Raw genomic sequence first — 22,949 nt, 5'->3', positions numbered from 1 at the left:
AGGTTGGGGAATGTAAATGTAGAATTATTTACCCTTAAATCACAAAACAAAAGAGAGGATTAAGCTTATTTAAGTCGTTTACGCGCAGAGTTCTGGCTTTCAGAAACAGAGATATGTTTTAATGCCTTTCCCAATCCATAGAGAGGCATATTTCCATAAATCGATTCATAGTTTCCGCTACTTACTTTATATGTTTCATGATAAATCCCCACTGCATCATTGTTTCCGACTTTTCGATTGAAATTTTTCCATGCTTTTAGATGTAGATTGTTTTTTGAATAAGAAAGTAAATCATCAATAGAACGCCAATACTGAACCATAATGGTTGTTCTAAGTCCAAAATAGGTTTCCATTGAAAGAAAACCCAATTCTTCTTTGTTCACATACAGCTCTTTAATCATACCAGGCATAGCAATAAATACAGGAAGCCATTTATGCAACGCTAATCGCTTGTTGATTCTCATGCCAATAATAAAAACAACAATATCCTCGTCATTTTCCGTTGTATAACGCCCTGTATATATTTTCTTAGCCATTTTATTCCCCCTAAACTGATATTTGATTGAGAGTGGAGGTGCACCACTCAATGGCGGCCATTGTTATCCTTTTTCCGTAATCTAATGTAAACAGCCAATATTGAGAAGCATCATTGTTGTAGGTAGAAATAGTATGTTCAATATTTTTATATGTTTCATAACGAGCCTCTAATTTTTGCTTATACTCTTCAATTAGGGAAATAGTAGATTCTTTTGATTGATAGCTTCCAAAAAACAATTTAAGTAAAATCTCATTTCGTTCAACCGGAATTTGTTCAACCGGCTCTTCCAACCAAGTTTTTAAAGCATCCCTTCCTTTTGGCGTAAGGAAATATTCATTACGATCAGGCTTGCCTTTTTGAGTCGACGTATGGACTTCTGCTAATCCATCTTGGACAATCATCTTTAATGTCGGATAGATTTGGCCATAACTAATTTTCCAAAAGTGGCTTAAACTCTCATCAATAAGCTGCTTAATAGCATAGCCAGTACGGCATTCTGTAGTTAAAATTCCAAGAATGGAATAGGTTGTATGATTGTAATTTTTCAATGTGACCATCCTAACTAAATGATATATATCATTTTGATATATAATACTTTACTTTATGAAAAGAATCCACTCCATATGAAGGGTCTTTGTAGAGGTCATGTATGTATTTTTAGGAACTTTAAAGATCTTACTAGCTTTGGGGACCAAAAAATCTGAAAAAACATGCCGTAACAGCGAGAGAGTGCCTCTCGTATATTTTTGCAAATTTTCCCTTGTGTAAACGAATGGAGCACTTTCTTAGGATGCTGTAAGGGCAGGGTTAGACTCTAACTGAAAAAGAATTATATAAAGCTAGCTATCAGTCATTTAACTCAAAGACTACTGAATAATTAATGGCTAGGAGAAAGGAATTTCTTAATTTAATTACTCAGCAGCCTAGTGATTTATTTTACGGAATAATTATGAAACATCCCCCAATTTTCTTGTCTGGCAAATGGGGGAGAGGCTGATACAAAGTTAATCACTATGGTTGCTTGATCAAGTAGGGGGTAGTTCTGAAAAAGAAGATTGTCGCCATAACGAATAGAGGTTAATGCAAGGGGCAGCTCACGGCTAAATACTTCATAGCGTATTGCTGATGTATGTGGATTAAATGGCTCTTGGTCAATATAAACATACACACAATAGTATAAGAAACTACTATTTTCTTTCCATTCACCCAATACTTCATCGCGCATAGAGGTGACTTTATCCCATGCATAATGGTTACCAATGGTTAAAAATAGATCTCCAGTTAAATCTGAATGAGTTAGCGTATAGTGTCTTGGGATTACAGGCTGCACAGGTGTTATCCCATCTCTGTATTCTACTGATAATTTTTCAGGAGAGAAATTGGTCAGATCAATCAACTCCACTTTTTTATCATCTTATGCTGTTTTTCTTTACTTGTTAATATGGCATAGGTTGTATGATTGTAATTTTTCAATGTAATCATCCTAACAAAAAGATATATACCATTTTGATATATCATACTTTACTTTATAAAAAGAATCGACTCCAGATGAAGGGTGTTTAAGTGGAATGCACGTTGGAATTCTCTTTTTAATGAATCTCCTGACCATAAGAGCAAGAATGAGGACGAAATGTGGTTCGACCTCTTGTTAGAATAGGTTCAACAAAAGTTACTTGGAGGAGAATAAGATGAATACAATTCAAACATTCAATGAGCTACATCAAGCAGAGGAACCTTTATTTCTTGGTAACGCTTGGGATCTATTGTCTGCTTTAACTCTTGAGAAGGCAGGATTCAAAGCTATTGGTACAACTAGTTGGGGGATAGCCAACTCACTGGGATTTACGGATGGAGAACTAATTGATTTTGATCGGCATTTAACAGTTATAAAAACAATTGCAGAGAATGTAAATATTCCTGTTTCAGCTGATATTGAGGCAGGATATAGTGAAGATACGAACATGATAATTGAGAATGTGTTAAGGACGGCGGAAGTCGGCGTAGCAGGTATCAATATCGAGGATTCAAAGAAAAAAACTCATGGATTAAAAAGTATTTCCCAACATGCTAGCTTGTTGGAAAAAATAAGACTAGAGTTGGATCATAGGGGGTTTAAGGATTTTTTTATCAATGCAAGAATGGATACTTATCTTCAAAAGGAAAACCCTTTACCTGAAACAATGGAACGAGCAAGGGCATACTTGGAAAGTGGGGCTAGCGGAATCTTTGTACCTGGGATAAAAGAAGATATGGATATTAAAGAGCTTACAATGAGTATTAATGCACCTGTAAATATATTATCTTTACCTGGCGTCACCAATTATAATCATCTTAAAGAATTAGGAGTCAGACGTTTTAGTTTTGGAAATGCTCTATCTGATATAGTAATCGCATATTTGGAAAAGAAGGCGGGCGAATTATTAGAGCATAGGGATACATTCTGTTTGTATGAGACGAAGCTCTAATATGAAAGGAAAGTGTGTACATGGAAACTAATATCAATCTTTCTTTTGAAGAGATGTGGGAGAAAATCATCGCCTGTGATCGGAAATATGATGGGCTGTTTTTTACCGCAGTCAAGACAACGAAAATCTACTGTCGTCCTTCCTGTAGATCAAGAAAACCTAAAAAAATAAATGTTGAATTCTATATTGAAATGAATGAAGCTGAAAAGTCTGGTTATCGACCTTGCAAAAGATGTCAGCCAGAAGTTGAGCACTCCCCACATATTGAACTTGTGAGAAATGTAATTACATTCCTAGTTAACAATTATAAACAATCGTTGATACTGAAGGATATTGCAAATGAAATTGGTGTAAGTCCATTTTATTTAGAACGCATATTTAAACAGGAGACCTCTGAGACACCACGTATGTATCTAGAAAAAATTCGAATAGATAAAGCAGCCCACCTATTAAGTCATACCTCTATGACAAATTTAGAGATCTGTTATGAAGTAGGATTTCAGAGCCCCTCTAATTTTTATAAGGTGTTTCGAAGTTTGAAAAATTGTTCTCCAAGTGAATTTCGAAAGGGTTGTGTAAATGAATTGGAAGGATAAAGAGACATATTTGGAAATTTATCCTCCACATGAATTTAATTTTGAAGAGTGTTTACTCTATTTGGGTAGATCTAAATTAGAAGAAACTCACCAGATTAAAGAGGGATTTTTATATAAATTAATAAAGGTGGATCATTCTTTCATTTTATGTAGAATTGGATGGGGCAATTGTTCCTTAAATATTGAATTCCCTATAAGCCCTCCATCAATTGATTTACGACAAAAAGTAGCAGCTTATATATGGGAATGGTTCGATTTTGATCAGGAATTAAAGGTATTTTATCAGTTGGCTGCTCAAGATCAAGTCTTACAGACACTTGTCCATAAATATTATGGTTTACGGATTGTATGTATTCCAGAGTTGTTTGAAGCGCTCGTATGGGCAATTATGGGGCAGCAAATTAATTTAACATTTGCATACACATTAAAAAAACGTTTTACTGAAAAATACGGTGAAAGCTTGAACTTTGAAGGAGATACATTTTGGTTATTCCCCACATTTGAAAAAATAGCATCCCTCCACATCGATGATTTAAGAGAACTTCAATTTACGCAGAGGAAGGGAGAATATATTATTGATATTGCTAAAGCAATGGTAAATGGCGACTTGAATAAAGTGAGGTTACTTAAGGGAAAAAAGATTTTCAGCAAATACGCAAGTCCTTAATGAAGATAAGAGGTATTGGTCCATGGACGGCAGATTATGTATTAATGAGATGTCTACACTATGCCGACGCCTTTCCCATTGCAGATGTTGGCCTTCACAATGCGCTAAAGAAACAGTTAGGGCTTGAGAAAAAGCCATCTATAGAAGAGATAGAAGCATTTGCAGAACATTGGAAAGGGTGGAAGGCGTATGCTACCTTTTATCTTTGGAGGTCCTTGTATGATGAAGACTTATAAAATGTATTACAAATCACCAATTGGATTAATTGAAATAATTGGGACGAACGAAGCGATCTATTCAATTTTATTTTCTGAAGAGGACATCACAGAAGAATTTTTAATGGAGGAAACACCATCTGTTGTAAAAGCTTGCTACACCCAGTTAGATGAGTATTTTAAAGGATATCGTCGGAATTTTTCTTTTCCCTATGCATTAGAAGGAACTGGCTTTCAAAGGACAGTATGGGAGGCGTTAAAAGAAATTCCCTATGCAGAAAAAAGATCCTACAAGGAAATTGCCATATCCATAGGGAATGAAAAAGCTACTCGCGCTGTAGGAAATGCAAATGGAAAAAATAGGTTAAGTATTGTCCTTCCTTGTCACAGAGTGATCGGTTCTAATGGGAAATTAACTGGTTATGCTATGTAGGAGGGCAATGGAGAAAAGAATGGCTGCTTCAGCATGAGGAAACATACGTTAAAGAACAGTGAAATAACGTAAAAGTATAGATCGATGAACAAAAAAGAAGGGATCCCTCGTAAAAGGGAACTCTTCTATATCAACTAATGACGACAGAGCTGTTTTGCATTCATTAAACTACTTTAAGAGTTACCTCAATATTACCTCTTGTTGCATTGGAGTAAGGACATACTTGATGAGCTGCCTCTACAAGTTTTTGAGCTGTTTCTTTATCGACACCCTCAACTTCAGCCTCTAATTCCACTGAAAGTTTAAATCCATTGTTTTCACCTTTGAAAATGGAAACATTTGCTGTGACTGCAGTTGATGTTACCTCTTTTACTCTTTGTGTTTTGATGACAAGGTTTAATGCTGAATCAAAGCAAGCAGAGTAACCAGCCGCAAATAATTGTTCAGGGTTTGTACCATAACCGCCTGGTCCACCTAGCTCTTTTGGTGTCTTTAAATCTAGGTCTAATACATTGTCTGATGAAACTACTCTACCTAATCTACCGCCTACTGCTGTTGCGCTTGCTGTGTATAAAACTGTCATGTACATTCCCACCTTTTGTTTAAATTTAAATCGTGTACGATTAAATCTTATAAGATTTAAATGAAAGAGTCAACAATTACATCCCTTTTTGATTAAAATTTGTATTTTACCTTGATACCCTCAAATAAAGCGCCTAAACTTAATCGCAGACGTTTAAATTTTTAGTATCTCTTGATAAGGTACATAATAGTAAAGTATAAGTTTTTGTTATATAGGAATGGGAAGAGAAAAAATAATATTATTGTATATAAAGGAATGAGCATGTTGGATGATTTTTTTACTTTAGAAAACCAACTTTGTTTTTCAATCTACGAAGCGAGCAGCCAATTTAACAAATTATATGCAAAGGTGCTTCAGCCATTTGGCCTTACCTATCCTCAATACCTAGCCTTATTAGTGCTATGGGAAAAAGATGGTCTTACGGCAAAGGAATTGGGCAATCGGTTAAATTTAGGTACAGGTACCTTAACGCCAATGATTAAAAGGATGGAAGCGAATGATTGGGTAAGAAGAGAGCGTTCAACAGTAGACGAACGAAAAGTCTCTATATACCTGCAACCAAAAGCTCTCAAAGAAAAACAAGCCATTATCACGAAAATCTCGGCTGACGTTAAACCATGTAATATTGAATTTGAAGAGTATGAAGAATTGATGAATCAATTAAACCTTCTTCAAAAGAAATTAAAGCAACAAAATGAATCGCTTAAGAAATAATAAAAAGCAAAGATGAATTCAACCACGCTATAGGAAGAAAAATGCCAGCACCTCTAATCATGTAGAGGTGCTATTTGTTTGAATTGTCTATTTAGGCTTATGTTAATATATAAAAGAAATTATGAGATAAAGTAGTACATAGGCGATAATTGATAAAAGTGTGAAGCTGGGGGATTATTTTGTGACTAGGACAACATTAACCAATATGTGTATGATTTATGATAAAGAGAATAATAAAGTTTTAGTTCTTGATCGGATTAAGTCTTGGAAGGGTATTTCTTTTCCTGGTGGAAAGGTTGAGGACGGCGAAAGTCTAATTAATTCAACGATTAGAGAAATAAAAGAAGAGACAGGGTTAACCATCTCTAATTTAGAAGCCTGTGGAATTATATATTTGTATAACGATGAAACAGGCGAAAAGTATTTTGTTTTTAATTATAGAACAGAGGATTTTAGCGGAACTTTGCTAGATAGCACAGATGAAGGCCGTATTTTTTGGGTAGATACGGAGGAGTTACCAAAACTGAATTTTGCTGAAGGAATGAAAGAAAGGTTACCTATGTTTTTAGAGAAAAAGTATTCAGAAGGATTTGGGGTTTGGAATGAACAGGAATCAAGACAAGTAAAGTGGCAGTGAATATAACACTTATTGAAAGATAGGTATATTCAAACAAAGGAGAAACCCCTATTGAACTTCAAAAGGATATCTTTACAGACGAAAATATTTGGCCTCGTTTTTGCCTTAGGGCTGTTGTTAATTTTGCTGTTAACTGTGTTTTATAGCTATATGGAAAGTAATCAGATAGAGGATAATAAAGGAAGAATGGCCTTAGAGTTATCTAAAACAGTCTCTTTTATGCCGACTATTATTACTGCTTTACAAACAAAAAATCCATCCAGTGAAATACAACCCATTGCAGAAAAAATCCGTAAAGAAACAGGTGCTGAATTTATTGTTGTAGGAGATAGGAATGGGGTCAGGTACTCTCATCCTCTACAAGCAATGATTGGTAAAAAAATGAAGGGCGGAGATAACGAAAAAGCTCTTCAGGGTGGGAAATACTATGTATCAAAATCAAATGGATCGCTCGGCCCTTCTATTAGAGGAAAATCGCCCATTTACAATAAAAAAGGCGAGATTATTGGAATTGTATCAGTAGGTTTTTTACTTGAAGATGTTCATGAGCAGGCAAAGAAAAACATTATTAAAGTTCTATATGTCTCTCTCATTGCGTTAATTATATCCCTGGTTGGCAGTTCATTACTCGGTCGTAACATTCGCAAGGATACCATGGGTTTAGAACCATATGAAATCGCTCGGCTTTATAGAGAGCAGGAGGCCATATTACATGCTGTGAAAGAAGGGATTCTGGCCATTGACCAGGAGGGGTTCGTTACCACGATGAATCAAACTGCTAAAAACCTCTTGAACATTCAAGGATCTGTCATCGACTTTAAGGTAGATGACCTTTTTCCTTCTGAATATCTATATGAAGTGATCAGAACAGGAACGCCTCAAATAGATAAAGAAATAGTGTGGAAGGAAAAAACAATCATTGTGAATTGTACACCTCTTTATAATAAAAAGGGGAATATTGGAGTAGTGGCCTCTTTCCGAGATAAAACGGAAATTGAACAAATGGTCAACACAATATCTGAAGTAAAGAGTTATTCAGAGGACCTTCGTGCACAAACCCACGAATTTACTAATAAATTATACGTATTGATGGGATTGCTAGAGCTAGGAGAGTACAAAGAAGCGATTGATATGCTCCATCAAGAAACACAGATGCTTCAGATTCAAAATTCTATTGTCTTTAAACAAATAAAAGATACAAAAGTTCAGGCTATCCTCCTAGGCAAACTAGGAAAGGCATCGGAAAAGAAGATTGCGTTTGATATAGCCCAAGATAGCTATTTAGACTCTCTTCCTTCTCATATAAAACTGTCAAATTTAATTATTATCCTAGGTAATTTAATTGAAAATGCTTTTGAAGCTGTGTTAGATTCTGACATTCCAACTGTAAAATTCTTCACTACTGACATTGGAAGTGATATTATCTTTGAAATTGCTGACAATGGAAAGGGGATTAAAGAAGAAAATTTAACATATCTTTTCCAAAAAGGATTTACTACGAAAGATTCAGATAGGATGGAAGCAAGAGGATATGGTCTTTCGAATGCAGAAAAGGCTGCTGCAGAGATGAATGGCATGATTGAGGTTCAAAGTACGCTAGAAACCGGAACGATATTTACCGTCTATCTTCCTAAATATTTATAAAGGGGAGAAAACATGAACAGAATAAAAGCAGTTATTGCAGAAGATGATTTCCGGATTGCGGATATACATGAAAAATACTTATCAACATTTGATGAAATAGAGGTAGTTGGAAAGGCGTTAAACGGTGAACAAACCCTTGAATTAATTAAGTTAAAGCAGCCGGATTTATTAATTTTAGATGTATTTTTTCCCGATATGATGGGCACAGATTTACTGCCCCTTATCCGAAAGGACTTCCCTAAGGTAGACATTATTATGATTACGGCTGCTACTGATAAAGTATTTATTGAAACGGCACTAAATTACGGAGTAATCCATTATTTAATTAAACCAGTCAATAGGGAACGCTTTGATGAAGTTATCTCAGAATATATAAAAAGACATTCTATACTTATGTCGAATCAGGAGATAAACCAAACTTATGTAGATCTACTTTTTGGAAAAAGTTTCGATCAAAAGATGAAGAAAAATTCAGGACTTCCAAAAGGAATAGATGAAATAACCTTAGAGAAGGTCCAGGCTGTTCTTCTTACAAAGCGAATGGGACTTTCAGCAGAGGAAGTAGCAAAAGAAATTGGAGCTTCACGAATTACTGCGCGCCGATATTTGGAGTATCTTTCATCGATAAATGAAGCCAAAGCTGAGGTTGTATATGGTATCGTTGGAAGACCGGAAAGAAAATATTATCCTGTTTAAAGAGGGCTATTAAATATAGCCTTCTTTTTTTGTGCTTCATGAACAATATGAACAAAATATAGCATTATGTACAATAATAACTTTAATTTGAAAACGTTTTCAGTAAACAGAAAATTATATATTATTAATTTACTTATAAAAGGGGTGAAGAATAATGCTTGCAACATTAGGATTTTTAATGATTATAACATTCATGGTGCTCATTATGACCAGACGCTTATCTGCAATGATTGCTCTGATAGTGGTTCCAATTGTTTTTGCCTTATTTGGGGGATTCGGCAAAGATATGGGTCCTATGGCATTAGAGGGAATCAAGAGTGTGGCACCTACTGGGATTATGATTTTATTTGCTATTCTCTTTTTTGGCATTATGATTGATGCAGGGGTATTCGATCCTATTATTAATACAATTTTAAAGGTCGTAAAAGGTGATCCTGTAAAAATCGCAATTGGTACAGCTGTACTTGCTTTATTAATCTCACTTGATGGAGATGGAACTACCACATATATGATTACTATTTCAGCAATGCTACCACTTTACAAACGTATCGGAATGAAACCATTAGTACTTGCGGGAATTGCGGTTTCAGCTTCTGGTGTAATGAATCTTCTTCCGTGGGGAGGCCCTACAGCAAGAGCGATGACGGCATTGAATTTGGAGATGGGGGATATCTTTACACCCGTCATCCCAAGTATGATTGGCGGAGTATTGTTTGTTTTGTTTATGGCTTACACCCTTGGTAAAAAGGAACGTAAAAGAACGGGTGTATTAGAAATTAACTATGGTACAGAAGCGATGGCAGCAGCAACGACGGCTGATGAAAGTCTAAAGAGACCCAAACTTATACTGATCAACTACTTACTGACAATCATCCTGTTAGTAGCATTGATTCGTGAAGTTTTGCCAACTACTGTCTTGTTTATGATTGGTTTTGCTATTGCTATTACAATGAATTATCCGAATTTAAAAGAACAAAAAGAAAGGGTCATGCACTACGCAGATAATGCATTGTCCGTAGTTTCCATGGTATTTGCAGCTGGCGTATTCACAGGAATACTTTCCGGAACAAAGATGGTTGATGCTATGGCTAATGTGGTTATTACGCATATTCCAGATGCCTTGGGGTCACACTTTGCTATAATTACTGCCATCATTAGTGCACCTTTTACATTCTTTATGTCCAATGATGCCTTTTACTACGGGGTATTACCGTTACTCGCCAAAGCAGCAAGCGGTTATGGAATTGATCCAGCTATGATTGGGCGGGCATCATTATTAGGGTTGCCGGTACACTTATTAAGTCCTCTTGTGCCATCCACGTACTTATTAGTAGGAATGGTGGGCGAAGATTTTGGTAGTCTACAACGTACCTTCTTGAAATGGGCATGCGGAGCTACAGCTGTAATGATTTTAGTAGCCCTTATTTTCTCCATTATTCCTATCTAACGATTGATTCCAAAAACTCTCTACATTGAGTTTTTGGAATTTCATGTTTAAATGGATATTATATTTACCGTTGTTTAACCGACGCCTTATATTTAATTTGAGGAGGTATTTATGGCTATATTTTTTGAGATTTTAGTAAACGTCATACTGCCCATATTTATCTTAATTGGGCTCGGGGGTTATCTCCATCGTAAGTTTTTATTTGATATGAACACTCTATCTAAATTGAATACTTATTTACTAATGCCTGCAGTCAGTTTCACTAATATTTATGAAAATAAAATTGGCGGCGAAACATTATTGCACATTTTGGGATTTTTAATTATACAAAGTATAATCTTGATTATCTTAAGCGGAGGCATTGCGAAAGTTGCAAAATTCGATAGAGGAGTATCCTCTGTATTTAAAAATAGTATGGTTTTAGTTAACTCTGGGAATTTCGGTTTACCAGTCAGCCAGCTTGTGTTTCAACACAATCCATTAGGTGCATCTATTCAAATTGTTGTAATGATTTATCAGAATTTGCTTACCTATACCTATGGCTTGTTTAACTCAGTTTCAATAGATAAAACGAAGGGGAAAGCATTGAACGGCTTTTTAAAAAACCCAGTGATTTATGCCTTCTTGCTAGGCTTGCTTCTTCATACTTTACATATAAAGATTCCTTCTTTTTTGTGGGAACCTATTAAAAATTCTTCTAATGCTTTCCTTGCTGTAGCTCTAATTACATTGGGCGCTCAAAGTGCATTTCTTCAACTTAAACAGTTTTCGCTGCCTTTACTTATGAGTTTAGTAGGACGACTAATTTTATCTCCTGCAGTAGCATTGCTGATTATTTTTATTTTGAAATTGGATGGGGTGACGGCGCAGGCTTTGTTCATCGCAAGTTCCTTCCCAACCTCAAGAAACAGCGCACTTTTTGCTTTGGAATATGATAATCATCCGGAGTATGCGGCACAAGTTGTTTTGATGTCGACCATTTTTAGCATGGTCACCGTCACAACTGTTATTTATTTATCTACGATTTTGTTTTAATAATCAGTGTCAAATGGAAGGGGAACCGAAATAACGGTTTCCCTTTTTGTATCTTGAAAAGATTGACAGTTATATCGACTGCTGATATAGTATATATCAACAGACGATATAACGATTGGCGATAGGTGGTGTAATAATGGAAGAGAATGCGCCTTTAACAGAAGGGGTTTATTATATCCTTTTAGCTCTGTATGAACCAAGGCATGGATATGGGATTATGCAATTTGTTTCGGAACTTAGCAATGGACGTGTAGAGCTTGGTCCAGGCACGATTTATGGAGCAATAAAGACATTGGTAAAGCGAAAGTGGATTGTTCCTTTAGATGATGATGGACGGAAAAAGGAATATGTTATTACAGAATCTGGAAAATTGTTGATTGAAGCTGAAATAAAACGGCTTGAAGAGTTGCATCACAATGGGTTACTCATTACAAAGGGGGAGAGACAGCAATGAAGAAGGTAAAGTTTCGCTTTTATTTAGATTTTGAGAAAGAAGAAAAGTGGATTAATGAAATGGCGCAAAGTGGTTGGCATCTGGAAATGTTTCTCTTGGGTCGATTTACTTTTATAAAGGGAGATCCTGGGGAAAGTATTTATCGTAATGAATTTATCACTGGGATGTCTGACCTGGAAAAGAAAGAGTACTTTGAATTTCTGAAAGACAGCAGAATTACCATCGTTCATGAGTCTGGCGGTTGGGTCTACATGAAAAAGGCAGCAGCAGAGGGACCCTTTGATATATATACAGATACAAAATCAAAAATTGACTATTATAAGCGCATTTTAAACTTTTTTCTAATCCTTTTTTTCGTGAATTTATCCCTTGGTATATCGAATGTGAGCCTTTTTACTGATAATTCAAGTATGGGGATAGCTAATGCATCCATTGGCTTAATAAACATAGCTGTTGCATTACTTATAGCAGTTCCGATTGTAAAAATAATTAAGAGAAAAAAGGGGTTACAAGAAGAACAGCAATTTTTTGAGTAAGGCTATCTAAATTTATTCTGAGATTGTAATATCCTTTCTATATGTGTTGAGAAAATTTCTTAACAATCGTTTGTAGTTGATGCTTGTTTTGCATAAATTGTTTTCTTCGGTGGCCGTTAGCTCCAGAAGGATGAGGGAATCCAAAAAGACATCTTTCCATAGGGATCTCTCCCTGTTTCGCTAAGTCGGAGATGACTTCTGTTACAGCTTTACCTAAGGGAACGAGGAGATAGTCTTGTTTAATTTCTTTTAGCTCATGAAGAAATATATGATATGCATAATTGGTTAATAGGGGAGAACGGCCAATTTTTGGCGTATGCCCTGTATAATTCTTTTCCTTCACAAAGACAGGGTACTTAATCACAGAAGTGGTATGTAGAAGGTTAAAATGTTTCTCGAATAATTGCCGAGTTGACGAAAGCCCAAATGCTTTATTCATTTCACATTCATCAAGCATCTCAATTAAGTTCTCCCTCATTGTACCCGCAAAACCGGCTGCTCTTTTTGATTGTTCTAAAATTTGGTCGGTTGAATCACCTTCACGTAAACAAATTTTGGCTTGTAGTAGGGCAGTCTTCATCTGTGTCCAGCCAGGAGTAATGCCTACTATAACTAGTTTGGCATCTCGATTAATGTACTCATTGTGAGGGGCATAGTACATTTCAATATTGTTGTCTTTTTCAATGAGAAAGTTGCTATTCAATACGTCATCTTTAGTAATTATTTTAGATTCAGGCAGGCTATTGATATATGGCAGGTAATGCTCCAATTTAATTTCGTTTAGCATCGCTTTATACGTCCTTTCGAGAGAAATGGAGTAGGAATGATTTCATCATAAGCATTTTGTTTAATACATTCCAGTAGCACGAACTGAGCAAAAGCAATGTTTCACGTGAAACAGAATGAAAGCCCAATCCCGCTAAAAAAAAGTCAGAAGGATAGGGCTTTAAACTTTTAATTTTTATGCTGAGAACGTAACCAGCCCATGGCAACATTTGCGTGTAAAGCTGCGCCATACTTAAAAATATCTTCGTTTTGGAACATACGTGGGTTATGAACAGGGGCAGCGCCTTCTTCTCCTGTACCTAACACGACAAAAGCAGAAGGGACTTCCTGAGAAATGTAAGAAAAGTCTTCGGAGCCGCTCATAACACCATTATCAACCATATTTTTGTTACCCATTACTTCTTGAAGTAGGGGGGTTATCTCATCAATAAATTCAGGATCGTTATAAGTTGTTGGTGTATGGAAATCTGTTATTGAATATTCGCCACGCCATGCTTTTACCACATAATCAATCATTTCAGGAATTCGTTCACAAAGATAATCACGTGTTTTTTGATCATAACTCCGCATATTACCGCTAAGTACAGCCTTATCAGGGATGACATTGGTTACTGTACCGCCGTTCATGGCCCCTATTGAAAATGTTACGTTTTGGTCGGGTGCTGCCTCGCGTGTGAAGAGAAGATTCAAACTTGTATAAAGCTGGTTCATAATCATATTGGCATCGACTGTTTTGTGGGGCTGAGAGCTATGGCCACCATTCCCTTTAATATCAACAATGTATGTATCCATTGCTTGTGTTAGAGTACCTTTACTAACAGATAGAGTACCAGCTTGTTGATCTGGCATGATGTGGATGCCAAATGCCGCATCAACTTTTGGGTTTTCGAGTGCTCCGTCATCAATCATCAGTTTAGAACCAAAACCCCATTCTTCTCCCGGCTGGAAGAAGAGTTTTACAGTTCCTCTTAATTCCTCTTAATTCCTCTTCATGATTTTTCAAAAGCTGTGCTGCTCCTAATAGCATTGCCACATGAGAATCGTGGCCGCACGCATGCATTTTATTTTCTTTCTGTGATTTAAACTCAATGTCTACCTCTTCTTGGATAGGTAATGCATCCATATCTGCACGAAGGAGGATACAGGGAGCTCCATAACCAATCGTTGCTACAACGCCTGTACAATTGTCTTGTGCACCAAATCCTGCTTTGATATATTTTTCTCTGACCTCATCCGGCACAGTCCCACATGACTTGTAGGATATTTTCATTTCATCTAATCGATCTTGAATATATTTTTGCGTTTGTGGTAAATCAAAACCAATTTCAGGGTGTTGATGTAAGTGTCGACGATCCTTAATAATTTGTTCTTCATAGTTCTTTGCTTCCTCAAAAAAAATCAATCATCCTAGCTTCCTCCTTTAATTAGTAAAAGCGTAATAGAAAATCATTAATTAGGACCCAACCCGATGGAATTAGCGATAACGATTAAGATAAATGCCGCAAAATGCAGCAATAGGAATAATTTTAATGAAAATTTCACCCAATCGGAGTAACTTACATTAGACATGCCAAGAGCCGCCATTAAGCCTCCAGAGGTTGGCCATAAATAATTTGTAAAACCATCTCCAAATTGGTAAACGACAACCATTACTTGTTGATTGATACCTAATATTTTTCCAAGAGGGCCCATGATCGGCATTAAAATCATCGCTTTTCCGCTTCCTGAAACCACAAAGAAATTAAAGAAAATCACTACAATAAATAAGACAAGCAGGGTAATGATTGATCCCGTGTGACTAAGCATGCCAGACAATGCGTGAACAGCTGTATCAATTATTTTTGCTTGATCCATCAGTATCATCACAGAACGTGCGAACCCTATAGCTAGTCCCGTAGGTAGTAGACGAGCAGCGCCTATACCAAATGTTTCAGCAGCATCACTTGGATTTAATCGCAATACGATAATTAAGAAGATGGCATAAATAGCATAGATGGAGGATAGCTCAGGCATTCCCCATCCAAGGCGTATAGCTCCAAAGGCACTGCCTATTAAAACAGCGACAAGTCCGATTAATGCCACTTTCCTTGGCCATGTAAATACTTCTTCTTCATATTCAGCTTTTTTAGTATGATCCAGCTGCTCTATATATTCATCACGTACAATACTTTTTGTAACATCTGCTTTTGTTTTATTTGCATATCGCAGTATATATATTGCAGAAATAATCAAAAAGACAATCAATGAAACAATTCGAAAAATGAGCCCTGAATAGATTGGCAAGCCAACAATTGTTTGGCTTACGCCAGTAGTATAAAAATTAACTACGCCTGATGTAAAACCAATGGCTAAACCAATTGTCGACGTAGCGAAAGCCGTAATTCGGTCATAACCCATTCCCATGATGACAGCCATTGCGAGAGGGATAAAAGGTATGCCACCCTCACCAAAGCCAATTGTTCCTAGGATAGAAAATAAAGTAAGCAATGCAATAATGATTAGCTTTTCCTTTCCCTCTGCAATCTGCAACAGCTTATGAATACCCGCAGCGATAGCTCCGGATTTTTCAAGGATATAAAGTGCTCCGCTAGCAAAGAGCAACATCACTATAATATCCGCCGACTGTACAACTCCATTATGTAATGCTGTAAAGAAGTCCATAAACGAAATAGGATTTTTGTTTTGGATATAATGAAACACATCCGTATTGAGTTTGGTAATACCGGTTTTTGGATCTACAGTACGTTCATACTCGCCGCTTGGTACAATCCATGAAAGGATGACTACTAGCAACATGACGAGCAAAAACATAATATAAACATGTGGAAAGCTAAACCCCTTTTTTTCCCCTTTTTTAAACATACATTGTCCTCCCAATTCCCTAGGTAGCTTTTCAGAAAAAGCATACTAGCTTGTAGATCAAATGCTATCAGCCCTAATCCCCATTAGGCGTCGCCGTTTGATTTTAACCATGAGCTATACCCATAAATAATTCTACTCCTGTTTCTATTAGTTCATCTCGGAAATCATATTCATGTGTATGAACTTGAGGATAATCCTCACCATTACCGATAAAGCAATAAGAGCCCTTTGTAAGCTTTGTAAAATGGCCGAAATCTTCGGATCCACGGAATGCTTCTTCTAATTCAATTAATTTCATCCCTTTTGCTTTGGCTGCATTTCGTATTTTTTCTGCGCTCTCATTATGATTAGCGGTTTCTGGAAACTCATCATTATACTCGAAAGCTACTTCCAATCCATATTCTTTGGCCTGTTCTTCAGCGAAGTTTACGAGATTTTGTTGAAGCTGATCTAATTCTTTTTCATATAAAGCGCGTATTGTTAACCGAATGACCCCTTTGGAGGCAGCAATCCCAAATGCTTTTTCACCGATATCAACTTGAACAACTGTACATAAAATTAAGCCATCGTTCTTTTGGGGTGAAATGAATGTCGGAATTTCTCTTACGATATTGGCAATTGCAATAGAAGGATTGGTTCCTTCTTCCGGTTGACTAGCATGCGCTGGCAACCCTTTAAAATATATGGACATACCTTTGGAAGCACAAAGCATGGTACCGTCTATGATATTGACCGATTGATAGGGAAGGCCACTCATATTATGGTAGGCAAAAATCTCATCAATATTATTTTCTACAATAAAATCAACGCATTGAATGGCACCATCGCCCGTTTCTTCAGCAGGTTGGAAGAGAAAATATATATTATTCTCAGCTCCATTCTGATCAATTTCAAGGGCAAATCCCGCCAACGTAGCAGAATGACCATCATGTCCGCATTTATGCGCCTTTCCTGGAAACTTCGAAGCCCATGGAACATCAATGACTTCGTCCATAGGCAATGCGTCAAAGTCAGCTCTAAAGGCAATATTCTGCTTATCTTCTCCAGCATGGAAAGCAGCATAAAACCAATTTCCTTTATCAATAATCTCAAGGTTATTTGTATGCGCTTTCAAGAATTGGATTAAATGTTGCTTTGTCCAATGCTCTTCATTGGATAGTTCAGGATGCTGGTGCAATTCATGCCTTAATTTCTTTGCGGCTTCATAGTTTTGTATATTCATTTGCAAACCCCCTATAAAGTATATTGTATATTGTACATTATATTTTATGTTTTTCAATAAAAAATAATTCGAAAAGTCCAACTATTGTTGGTCCCTTCGAATGAGGAAATTAAATATAAGAAATGTATTAACAGAATGGGACATTGCATAATAGGGTGATTTTTAAAATTTGGGATAGATTTATTTTTGAAACAACGGAAAGGTCAAAGTGAATAGAAAGGGTGGTAATGAAGAAGGAAATCTGTACGTTTATAAAACATTTACAGGGCATATATAGATTATCTTTATCTAATCATCTATATTACACGCAGCTTCCCACTTCGACGGAGGAAGTGGGGGTCACTTCAAGAGATAGCGAATAATAGAAGAGTTGAATAAATACCCGCAATCCTATAAGGGAATAATATCAATCTTATCTGAATTCCAATGAACATCTCTCATGTGTTTTTCTAATACGTCGATATCTCCAGCTCTGAATAATTCGATCATCTTTTTGTGTTCAATATTTGTCTGTCTAAGCTTTTCCTTTGTGAATTCAACATTCTCTAGATTGTACATATTTTTTAAGAATTTCTTTTCTAATTGGTGAAGCAAGCCTACAATACTTTTGTTGGGACAAATGGAAAGGTATACGTTGTGAAATTCTTCTTGCATTTTATGATACATATTGAAGTTTTCCGTATTAATTGCCAGATCGATGCTTTGCACATAAAACTCCATTTCTTTTAGATGTTTCTCATTAAGTAATGGTGCTGTAAGAGATGCGGCTAGTCCATCGAGCGTTCCAATAATCAAGAAGGTTTCTTTTGCTTCTTCCTTTGTTAATCCCTTTATCACAAAACCTTTTCTTGGAACATATTCTAACAATCCATCTGAGGATAGTTGAATTAAAGCCTCTCTAACAGGTGTTCTGCTTACATTTAAACTTTCGCTAATTGCACTCTCATTGACTTTGCTGCCGCTAAGAAGTTCGTTATTGTTAATTTGTTCCACAATATAATTATAAACATGGTCTTTCAATAACAAGTACTGACTCATTTAAAATACCTCCGCTATTTATTTGGTTAACATTAATTGAAAATATAAACAAAATATCTAACTGTCGTTCTATTCATTATAAAACGAACTCTATCTAACTGGAAGAGCTGGTATTTTCTAAAATGTTCTTTGTAGTCAGTAGTCGTGGCAATTTAAAAGGTGTACCTCTTTCCATGAGGTACACCTTATTAGAACTAAAGAGGTATAGTTATGCTATTTTTCTTTTCTTTCCTTTTTTATTTCCTCTAATTGTTCTATATACTCTTGGTATTCCTTTTCTACTTCTGAAGTGGATGGAAGAAATGCTTCATTATTAAAGTCTACCCGTTTGCCATAGCGGAGCATTTCATAGATAATCATTCCATTATTGGGTTTAGAATTGGTTGTAATCATCGGAATTATATCGAACATTACATAATAAATAGCATAAAACACAAATCGATCTAAAAAAGTCTTATACTCCTCTCCCCATCCATGTGCTACAGAAAAATTAATCAAAAAAGCTACAGTTAGATTGGCTATAATAGGGCCTGCATAGATGCAGACATATGCAAAGTTGCTCTTCCGTTTGATCCCATCATAGGAAAACCAGCTATACAAATGATAATATTTACGAATATCAATCATGCCAATTTTAAAGATCCGGGGACCAGTGCCAATGGTTACCCTTGGATTTATAACCCCAAATAACCAGCTGACAATAAGATATCCCGATTCCCTAATTAACAAGACCACAGGCAAGATGATAAAGGCTGAGATGACAAGAGACAAAAGATCTTTTAGTCCAAACATAAGTAACCATTGCCAAAGGAACGTCTTTATAAACGTCCATATTATGGTTAATTAGGTGTCTTAAATTATCTATAAGCATCCTTTTAGCCAGAATCTATCGGACATAGTATACTTAAAAAATATTGTAACAAGGAGCTGGTATGATGACACAATCATTAAAAGGCAAAATAGCATTTATTACGGGTGGTGCTCGCGGCATCGGCAAAGCAACAGCTATCGCTTTAGCTAAAGAAGGCGTAAATGTAGGATTGCTTGCCAGAACAGAAGAGACTTTAAAAGAAGTAGTAAAAGAAATTGAAAACACTGGTGTAAAAGCAGCTTATGCAGTTGCTGATGTAGCCAATAAACAGCAGGTTGAAGAGGCTGTTGAAGCTTTGACAAATCAATTAGGACAAGCAGACATTTTGATTAACAGTGCAGGTGTTGCAACATTCGCTAGTGTTCTAGAAATGGATCCAGAAGAATGGAAACGCATCATCGATACTAATTTAATGGGCACATATTATGTAACTCGTGCAGTATTGCCACAATTAATTGAAAAAAATGGCGGAGATATTATCAATATTTCTTCTACAAGCGGCTTGGGAGGAGCAGCAACATCAAGTGCATATAGTGCATCCAAATTTGCTGTGATTGGTTTCACAGAATCGCTTGCACAAGAAGTACGCCGTAATAATATTCGTGTATCTGCATTAACCCCAAGTACAGTAGCGACAGATTTGGCGCTTGATCTAAGCTTAATTAAAGACAATGACGAATCTAAATTTATTCAGGCTGAAGATCTTGCTGAATTCATTGTAAGCCAATTAAAACTAAATTCACGCATGTACATTAAAACAGCTAGCTTTATTGCAACAAATCCATTTTAATGAAAAAGGAGTTGGTGATTTTTATATCATCAACTCCTTTATTATTTATATCAACCTACTGGATAGGTAGACGAACAATAAACGTGCTTCCTTTATCTAGTTCACTTTTCACTTGAATTGTGCCGTCATGAGACTCCACAATCCACTTGGCAATGGAGAGGCCGAGGCCATAACCACCGAGTTCACGAGAGCGAGCCTGGTCTGCGCGATAGAAGCGCTCAAAAATCCGGTTATAATTAGCCGGATCAATCCCTATGCCTGTATCTTTCACTGTCACCCACAGCTCTTTATCACGTATGGAGAGGGAAAGACTTGTCTCTCCACCACTTCGATTATACTTAATCGCATTATCCAATAAAATATAAAGAAGTTGAGTTAATCTTTGGGGATCTCCTGTAAGGATTAATTGCTTAGGCGTGTCATAATGAAGGTTGATTTCCTTAGCTTCTGCAAGTGGACAAACAGAGTTTATGACTTCTTCGACAATAGGTTGAAGATCAAATGTTTCTTTTTTAAGTTCAATAGCATCACTGCCCGAACGTGCCAGTGTTAGTAAATCACTCACCAATCTAGTCATTCTTTTAACTTCTTTCTTCATTCCTAAAATAATCTTTTTTTCATAGGACTCTTCCTCTAAATCTATAACTAATTCTAAAGCGTTGATAGATGATAGCATCACACTTAAGGGAGTACGCAACTCATGCGAAGCATCTGCAGTGAACTCTTGTTGTCTTGAAAAGGCATACGTTATTGGAATCATAGCTTTTTTCGACATATAGTGGCTAATAATAAGGGCAATCACTGAAAAGAGCAGAACTAATCCTAATAATATGAGTAAGAGCCATTTGAATATTTGGTGTACAACTGAGATATCTTTGCCAATATATAAGGTGCCGATCACTTCACCATGGTAGTTAATAGAGTGTTTAGCAATGAGTAAGCGGATGTTGTTTGTTGTTTTAATGGGTTGAAAGGCATCTTTATTATCGGTAAACTGACCCCTTTTTGGAAACTCTGCCTGAACTGTTTCTTGGTACATATTTTCTTGATTCTCTTGTTTTTTAGTAAGAGTTTTAAGTAAGTTATCACGCATACTAGGTATGACTTCATTACCTAGTACTAACTCTCCTGAATTATCCATAATGTAATAAAAAAATTGATCTGCATCATTCATAAGAGAATCTTGATATTTAAAGCGCAACTGCCCTTTATTGTTGTGTGATTGAAGATAGGATTCGATATTTCTAGCTTCATGATTCAAGTTTCCTTGAAGATTACGTTCTTGATTCTTAAAAATGGTTGTATACAACAAAAAGTAAACAACAGCTGTAAAGAGAAGGAGGAAGAGCATAAGCAATCCACTGTATAATGCAGTTAAACGAAATTGAGTCTGTTCAAATATATTTCTTTTACGGAATAAGCGGGAGAATGGTAGTTTAGCAATTTTCAAGTGTATAGCCAACTCCTCTTATGCTCTTAAGCAAATCATATTGATCAACTATTTCTAATTTTTTGCGTAGCAATTTTACAGTTGCGTCTATCGTTTTCAACGAAACCTCTGCATCAAAACCCCATACACGTTCTAATATGATATCTCGTGTTAGCACCTGCCCTTTATTTTGAACTAGTAAATCGAGTAGCTGAAATTCTCTCGGGCTAAGCTGGATATTTTTTTTACCTTTAACGATCGTCTGGTTTGTTCGATTTAACAGAAGGTCCTGTATCCATACTTTATCTTCTATAAGTGGGGCAAAGTTGCGCCGAGAAAGTGCCCTTAAACGTGCTAAAAGTTCATCAATTTCAAACGGCTTTATAAGGTAATCATCAGCCCCGGAATCCAAACCATTAATTCGATCTTTGACAGTATCTTTAGCTGTAAGCATTAAAATGGCACCGGTATATCCATCATTTCTTAGCTTTTGGCAAATCGAAATTCCATCCCCATTGGGCATCATCCAATCTAAAATAATGAGATCATAGTAGGAGGTGGTGGCATATACGTAAGCATCTTCGCCTTCCTTGACCCAATCTACTTTATAGCCACCTTTCTTTTTCAACATAAAGCTAATTAATTCGCCAAGCTGCAAATCATCTTCAGCTAAAAGAATATTCAAATCTGGCACACCCCATTTCTATAGTGTAATGTCTTTTTCTTATAGTACTTCTTTCTTTTACGGTAGAAAAGAATTCTTTAAAAAAACTCATACCACCACAACTAAGTTGTAGTGGTATGAGCCCTAAAATATCTACTGAATGTGATAATTAGCGTTTTGAATCAAGCTTTTGTATTTCTTCTTGGGCTTGATCAATTAGTTTTTGTGCTTTTTGTTTCGTCTTTTCATCTAACTTATCCAAGCTTTTTTCTAATTCTTTATTTCCTCTTTTTTTCGGGTGATCAGGAAAATTGACACCTAAAGCACTAAGCTGCTTTTGAGCCTCTTCATGAGAAAGAGAGCCATCTTTTTCTTTATCCAGAATAGCTTGAGCCTTCTTCTTAGTAGCAGCATCTAAGTTGTCTAGAGGAGATTCGAACTTACCTTTACCAGGATGTTCAGGGAAGTTTACGCCTAAAGCTTTAAGTTGTTTTTGAGCCTCTTCGTGAGAAAGAGAGCCATCTTTTTCTTTATCTAGAATAGCTTGAGCCTTCTTCTTAGTAGCGGCATCTAGGTTGTCTAGAGGAGCTTCAACCTTACCTTTACCAGGATGTTCAGGGAAGTTTA

At 36.3% G+C, this 22,949-nt stretch carries 25 protein-coding genes and 3 pseudogenes; 14 read left to right on the top strand and 14 right to left on the bottom strand.

Going from position 1 to position 22,949, the window contains the following annotated elements:
• Positions 1-65: 65 nt before the first annotated feature.
• The 3 genes from RCJ93_RS14235 to RCJ93_RS14225 all read right to left on the bottom strand — a co-directional run bounded on the left by RCJ93_RS14235 (position 66) and on the right by RCJ93_RS14225 (position 1,940).
• Positions 66-536: a DUF4188 domain-containing protein gene (locus RCJ93_RS14235; protein WP_446739336.1), complete on the bottom strand. Its 471-nt coding sequence runs from the start codon at positions 534-536 to the stop codon at positions 66-68.
• Positions 537-546: 10 nt separating this feature from the next.
• Positions 547-1,086: a PadR family transcriptional regulator gene (locus tag RCJ93_RS14230; RefSeq protein ID WP_446739335.1), complete on the bottom strand. Its 540-nt coding sequence runs from the start codon at positions 1,084-1,086 to the stop codon at positions 547-549.
• 383 nt (positions 1,087-1,469) lie between these two features.
• Positions 1,470-1,940, bottom strand: coding sequence for a staygreen family protein (locus RCJ93_RS14225; protein WP_446739334.1), 471 nt, complete (start codon positions 1,938-1,940; stop codon positions 1,470-1,472).
• A 286-nt stretch (positions 1,941-2,226) separates the two neighbouring features.
• Between RCJ93_RS14225 and RCJ93_RS14220 the strand changes: the two genes are divergently transcribed.
• The 5 genes and pseudogenes from RCJ93_RS14220 to RCJ93_RS14200 all read left to right on the top strand — a co-directional run bounded on the left by RCJ93_RS14220 (position 2,227) and on the right by RCJ93_RS14200 (position 4,976).
• Entirely contained in the window at positions 2,227-3,003 is a 777-nt protein-coding gene (locus RCJ93_RS14220; protein ID WP_446739333.1) for an isocitrate lyase/PEP mutase family protein, read from the top strand.
• Between the two features lie 20 nt (positions 3,004-3,023).
• Positions 3,024-3,599 carry a bifunctional transcriptional activator/DNA repair enzyme AdaA gene (locus tag RCJ93_RS14215; RefSeq protein ID WP_150285337.1) on the top strand — a complete coding sequence of 192 codons (576 nt, stop codon included), beginning with the start codon at positions 3,024-3,026 and terminating at the stop codon, positions 3,597-3,599.
• On the top strand, positions 3,583-4,266 hold the full coding sequence (locus RCJ93_RS14210) for a DNA-3-methyladenine glycosylase family protein (RefSeq protein ID WP_446739332.1): 684 nt from the start codon (positions 3,583-3,585) through the stop codon (positions 4,264-4,266). The genes RCJ93_RS14215 and RCJ93_RS14210 overlap by 17 nt, the downstream gene beginning before the upstream one ends.
• Entirely contained in the window at positions 4,266-4,502 is a 237-nt protein-coding gene (locus RCJ93_RS14205; RefSeq protein WP_446739331.1) for a DNA-3-methyladenine glycosylase family protein, read from the top strand. Before RCJ93_RS14210 ends, RCJ93_RS14205 begins: the two co-directional genes overlap by 1 nt.
• A pseudogene (locus RCJ93_RS14200) lies at positions 4,486-4,976 on the top strand (methylated-DNA--[protein]-cysteine S-methyltransferase). The gene RCJ93_RS14205 and the pseudogene RCJ93_RS14200 overlap by 17 nt, the downstream one beginning before the upstream one ends.
• Positions 4,977-5,077: 101 nt before the next feature.
• Here RCJ93_RS14200 and RCJ93_RS14195 read toward each other — a convergent pair.
• Positions 5,078-5,497: an organic hydroperoxide resistance protein gene (locus RCJ93_RS14195; protein WP_249775091.1), complete on the bottom strand. Its 420-nt coding sequence runs from the start codon at positions 5,495-5,497 to the stop codon at positions 5,078-5,080.
• 261 nt (positions 5,498-5,758) lie between these two features.
• Here RCJ93_RS14195 and RCJ93_RS14190 point away from each other — a divergent pair, with 261 nt between their 5' ends.
• The 8 genes from RCJ93_RS14190 to RCJ93_RS14155 all read left to right on the top strand — a co-directional run bounded on the left by RCJ93_RS14190 (position 5,759) and on the right by RCJ93_RS14155 (position 12,660).
• Positions 5,759-6,211: a MarR family winged helix-turn-helix transcriptional regulator gene (locus tag RCJ93_RS14190; protein WP_446739330.1), complete on the top strand. Its 453-nt coding sequence runs from the start codon at positions 5,759-5,761 to the stop codon at positions 6,209-6,211.
• A 181-nt stretch (positions 6,212-6,392) separates the two neighbouring features.
• Positions 6,393-6,848, top strand: coding sequence for an NUDIX domain-containing protein (locus RCJ93_RS14185; protein WP_446739329.1), 456 nt, complete (start codon positions 6,393-6,395; stop codon positions 6,846-6,848).
• 51 nt (positions 6,849-6,899) lie between these two features.
• Complete coding sequence (locus tag RCJ93_RS14180) at positions 6,900-8,492, top strand: ATP-binding protein (RefSeq protein ID WP_446739328.1); 1,593 nt, start codon at positions 6,900-6,902, stop codon at positions 8,490-8,492.
• 12 nt (positions 8,493-8,504) lie between these two features.
• On the top strand, positions 8,505-9,188 hold the full coding sequence (locus RCJ93_RS14175) for a response regulator (RefSeq protein WP_150285343.1): 684 nt from the start codon (positions 8,505-8,507) through the stop codon (positions 9,186-9,188).
• A gap of 154 nt (positions 9,189-9,342) precedes the next feature.
• A complete protein-coding gene (locus tag RCJ93_RS14170) occupies positions 9,343-10,635 on the top strand; it encodes a CitMHS family transporter (RefSeq protein WP_147197521.1) in 1,293 nt (430 codons plus the stop codon).
• Between the two features lie 111 nt (positions 10,636-10,746).
• Positions 10,747-11,670, top strand: a complete 924-nt coding sequence (locus RCJ93_RS14165) for an AEC family transporter (RefSeq protein ID WP_446739327.1) — start codon at positions 10,747-10,749, stop codon at positions 11,668-11,670.
• 136 nt (positions 11,671-11,806) lie between these two features.
• Positions 11,807-12,124, top strand: a complete 318-nt coding sequence (locus RCJ93_RS14160) for a PadR family transcriptional regulator (protein ID WP_446739326.1) — start codon at positions 11,807-11,809, stop codon at positions 12,122-12,124.
• Entirely contained in the window at positions 12,121-12,660 is a 540-nt protein-coding gene (locus tag RCJ93_RS14155; RefSeq protein ID WP_446739325.1) for a DUF2812 domain-containing protein, read from the top strand. Before RCJ93_RS14160 ends, RCJ93_RS14155 begins: the two co-directional genes overlap by 4 nt.
• A gap of 37 nt (positions 12,661-12,697) precedes the next feature.
• Here RCJ93_RS14155 and RCJ93_RS14150 read toward each other — a convergent pair whose 3' ends face one another.
• The 7 genes and pseudogenes from RCJ93_RS14150 to RCJ93_RS14120 form a co-directional block, all read right to left on the bottom strand.
• A complete protein-coding gene (locus tag RCJ93_RS14150) occupies positions 12,698-13,447 on the bottom strand; it encodes a hypothetical protein (RefSeq protein ID WP_150285347.1) in 750 nt (249 codons plus the stop codon).
• 167 nt (positions 13,448-13,614) lie between these two features.
• A pseudogene (locus tag RCJ93_RS14145) lies at positions 13,615-14,361 on the bottom strand (M20 metallopeptidase family protein); the annotation flags it as partial.
• Positions 14,360-14,716, bottom strand: a complete 357-nt coding sequence (locus RCJ93_RS14140; protein WP_446739372.1) for a M20/M25/M40 family metallo-hydrolase — start codon at positions 14,714-14,716, stop codon at positions 14,360-14,362. The pseudogene RCJ93_RS14145 and the gene RCJ93_RS14140, both read right to left, overlap by 2 nt.
• Before the next feature lie 179 nt (positions 14,717-14,895).
• Complete coding sequence (locus RCJ93_RS14135) at positions 14,896-16,308, bottom strand: YfcC family protein (RefSeq protein WP_150285349.1); 1,413 nt, start codon at positions 16,306-16,308, stop codon at positions 14,896-14,898.
• A 103-nt stretch (positions 16,309-16,411) separates the two neighbouring features.
• Positions 16,412-17,530 (bottom strand): M20 metallopeptidase family protein, encoded by a 1,119-nt coding sequence (locus tag RCJ93_RS14130; protein WP_251648176.1) that lies wholly within the window; start codon positions 17,528-17,530, stop codon positions 16,412-16,414.
• Between the two features lie 390 nt (positions 17,531-17,920).
• Positions 17,921-18,568 (bottom strand): GntR family transcriptional regulator, encoded by a 648-nt coding sequence (locus tag RCJ93_RS14125; RefSeq protein WP_446739324.1) that lies wholly within the window; start codon positions 18,566-18,568, stop codon positions 17,921-17,923.
• A gap of 213 nt (positions 18,569-18,781) precedes the next feature.
• On the bottom strand, positions 18,782-19,360 hold the full coding sequence (locus tag RCJ93_RS14120; protein ID WP_251648177.1) for a hypothetical protein: 579 nt from the start codon (positions 19,358-19,360) through the stop codon (positions 18,782-18,784).
• 143 nt (positions 19,361-19,503) lie between these two features.
• On the opposite strand from RCJ93_RS14120, the gene RCJ93_RS14115 reads away from it, so the two are divergent.
• A complete protein-coding gene (locus RCJ93_RS14115; protein ID WP_150285352.1) occupies positions 19,504-20,229 on the top strand; it encodes a 3-ketoacyl-ACP reductase in 726 nt (241 codons plus the stop codon).
• Between the two features lie 55 nt (positions 20,230-20,284).
• On the opposite strand, the gene RCJ93_RS14110 is transcribed toward RCJ93_RS14115, so the two are convergent.
• The 3 genes and pseudogenes from RCJ93_RS14110 to RCJ93_RS14100 form a co-directional block, all read right to left on the bottom strand.
• Positions 20,285-21,679, bottom strand: coding sequence for a sensor histidine kinase (locus tag RCJ93_RS14110; protein ID WP_446739323.1), 1,395 nt, complete (start codon positions 21,677-21,679; stop codon positions 20,285-20,287).
• Positions 21,666-22,343: a response regulator transcription factor gene (locus RCJ93_RS14105; RefSeq protein WP_446739322.1), complete on the bottom strand. Its 678-nt coding sequence runs from the start codon at positions 22,341-22,343 to the stop codon at positions 21,666-21,668. Before RCJ93_RS14105 ends, RCJ93_RS14110 begins: the two co-directional genes overlap by 14 nt.
• A 148-nt stretch (positions 22,344-22,491) precedes the next feature.
• Positions 22,492-22,949 (bottom strand): annotated as a pseudogene (locus RCJ93_RS14100) (hypothetical protein); the annotation flags it as partial.

The organism is Rummeliibacillus sp. BSL5 (genome assembly GCF_052928305.1).
The sequence above is the reverse complement of the archived record's forward strand: the minus strand, read 5'-3'. Positions and strand labels throughout refer to the sequence as shown.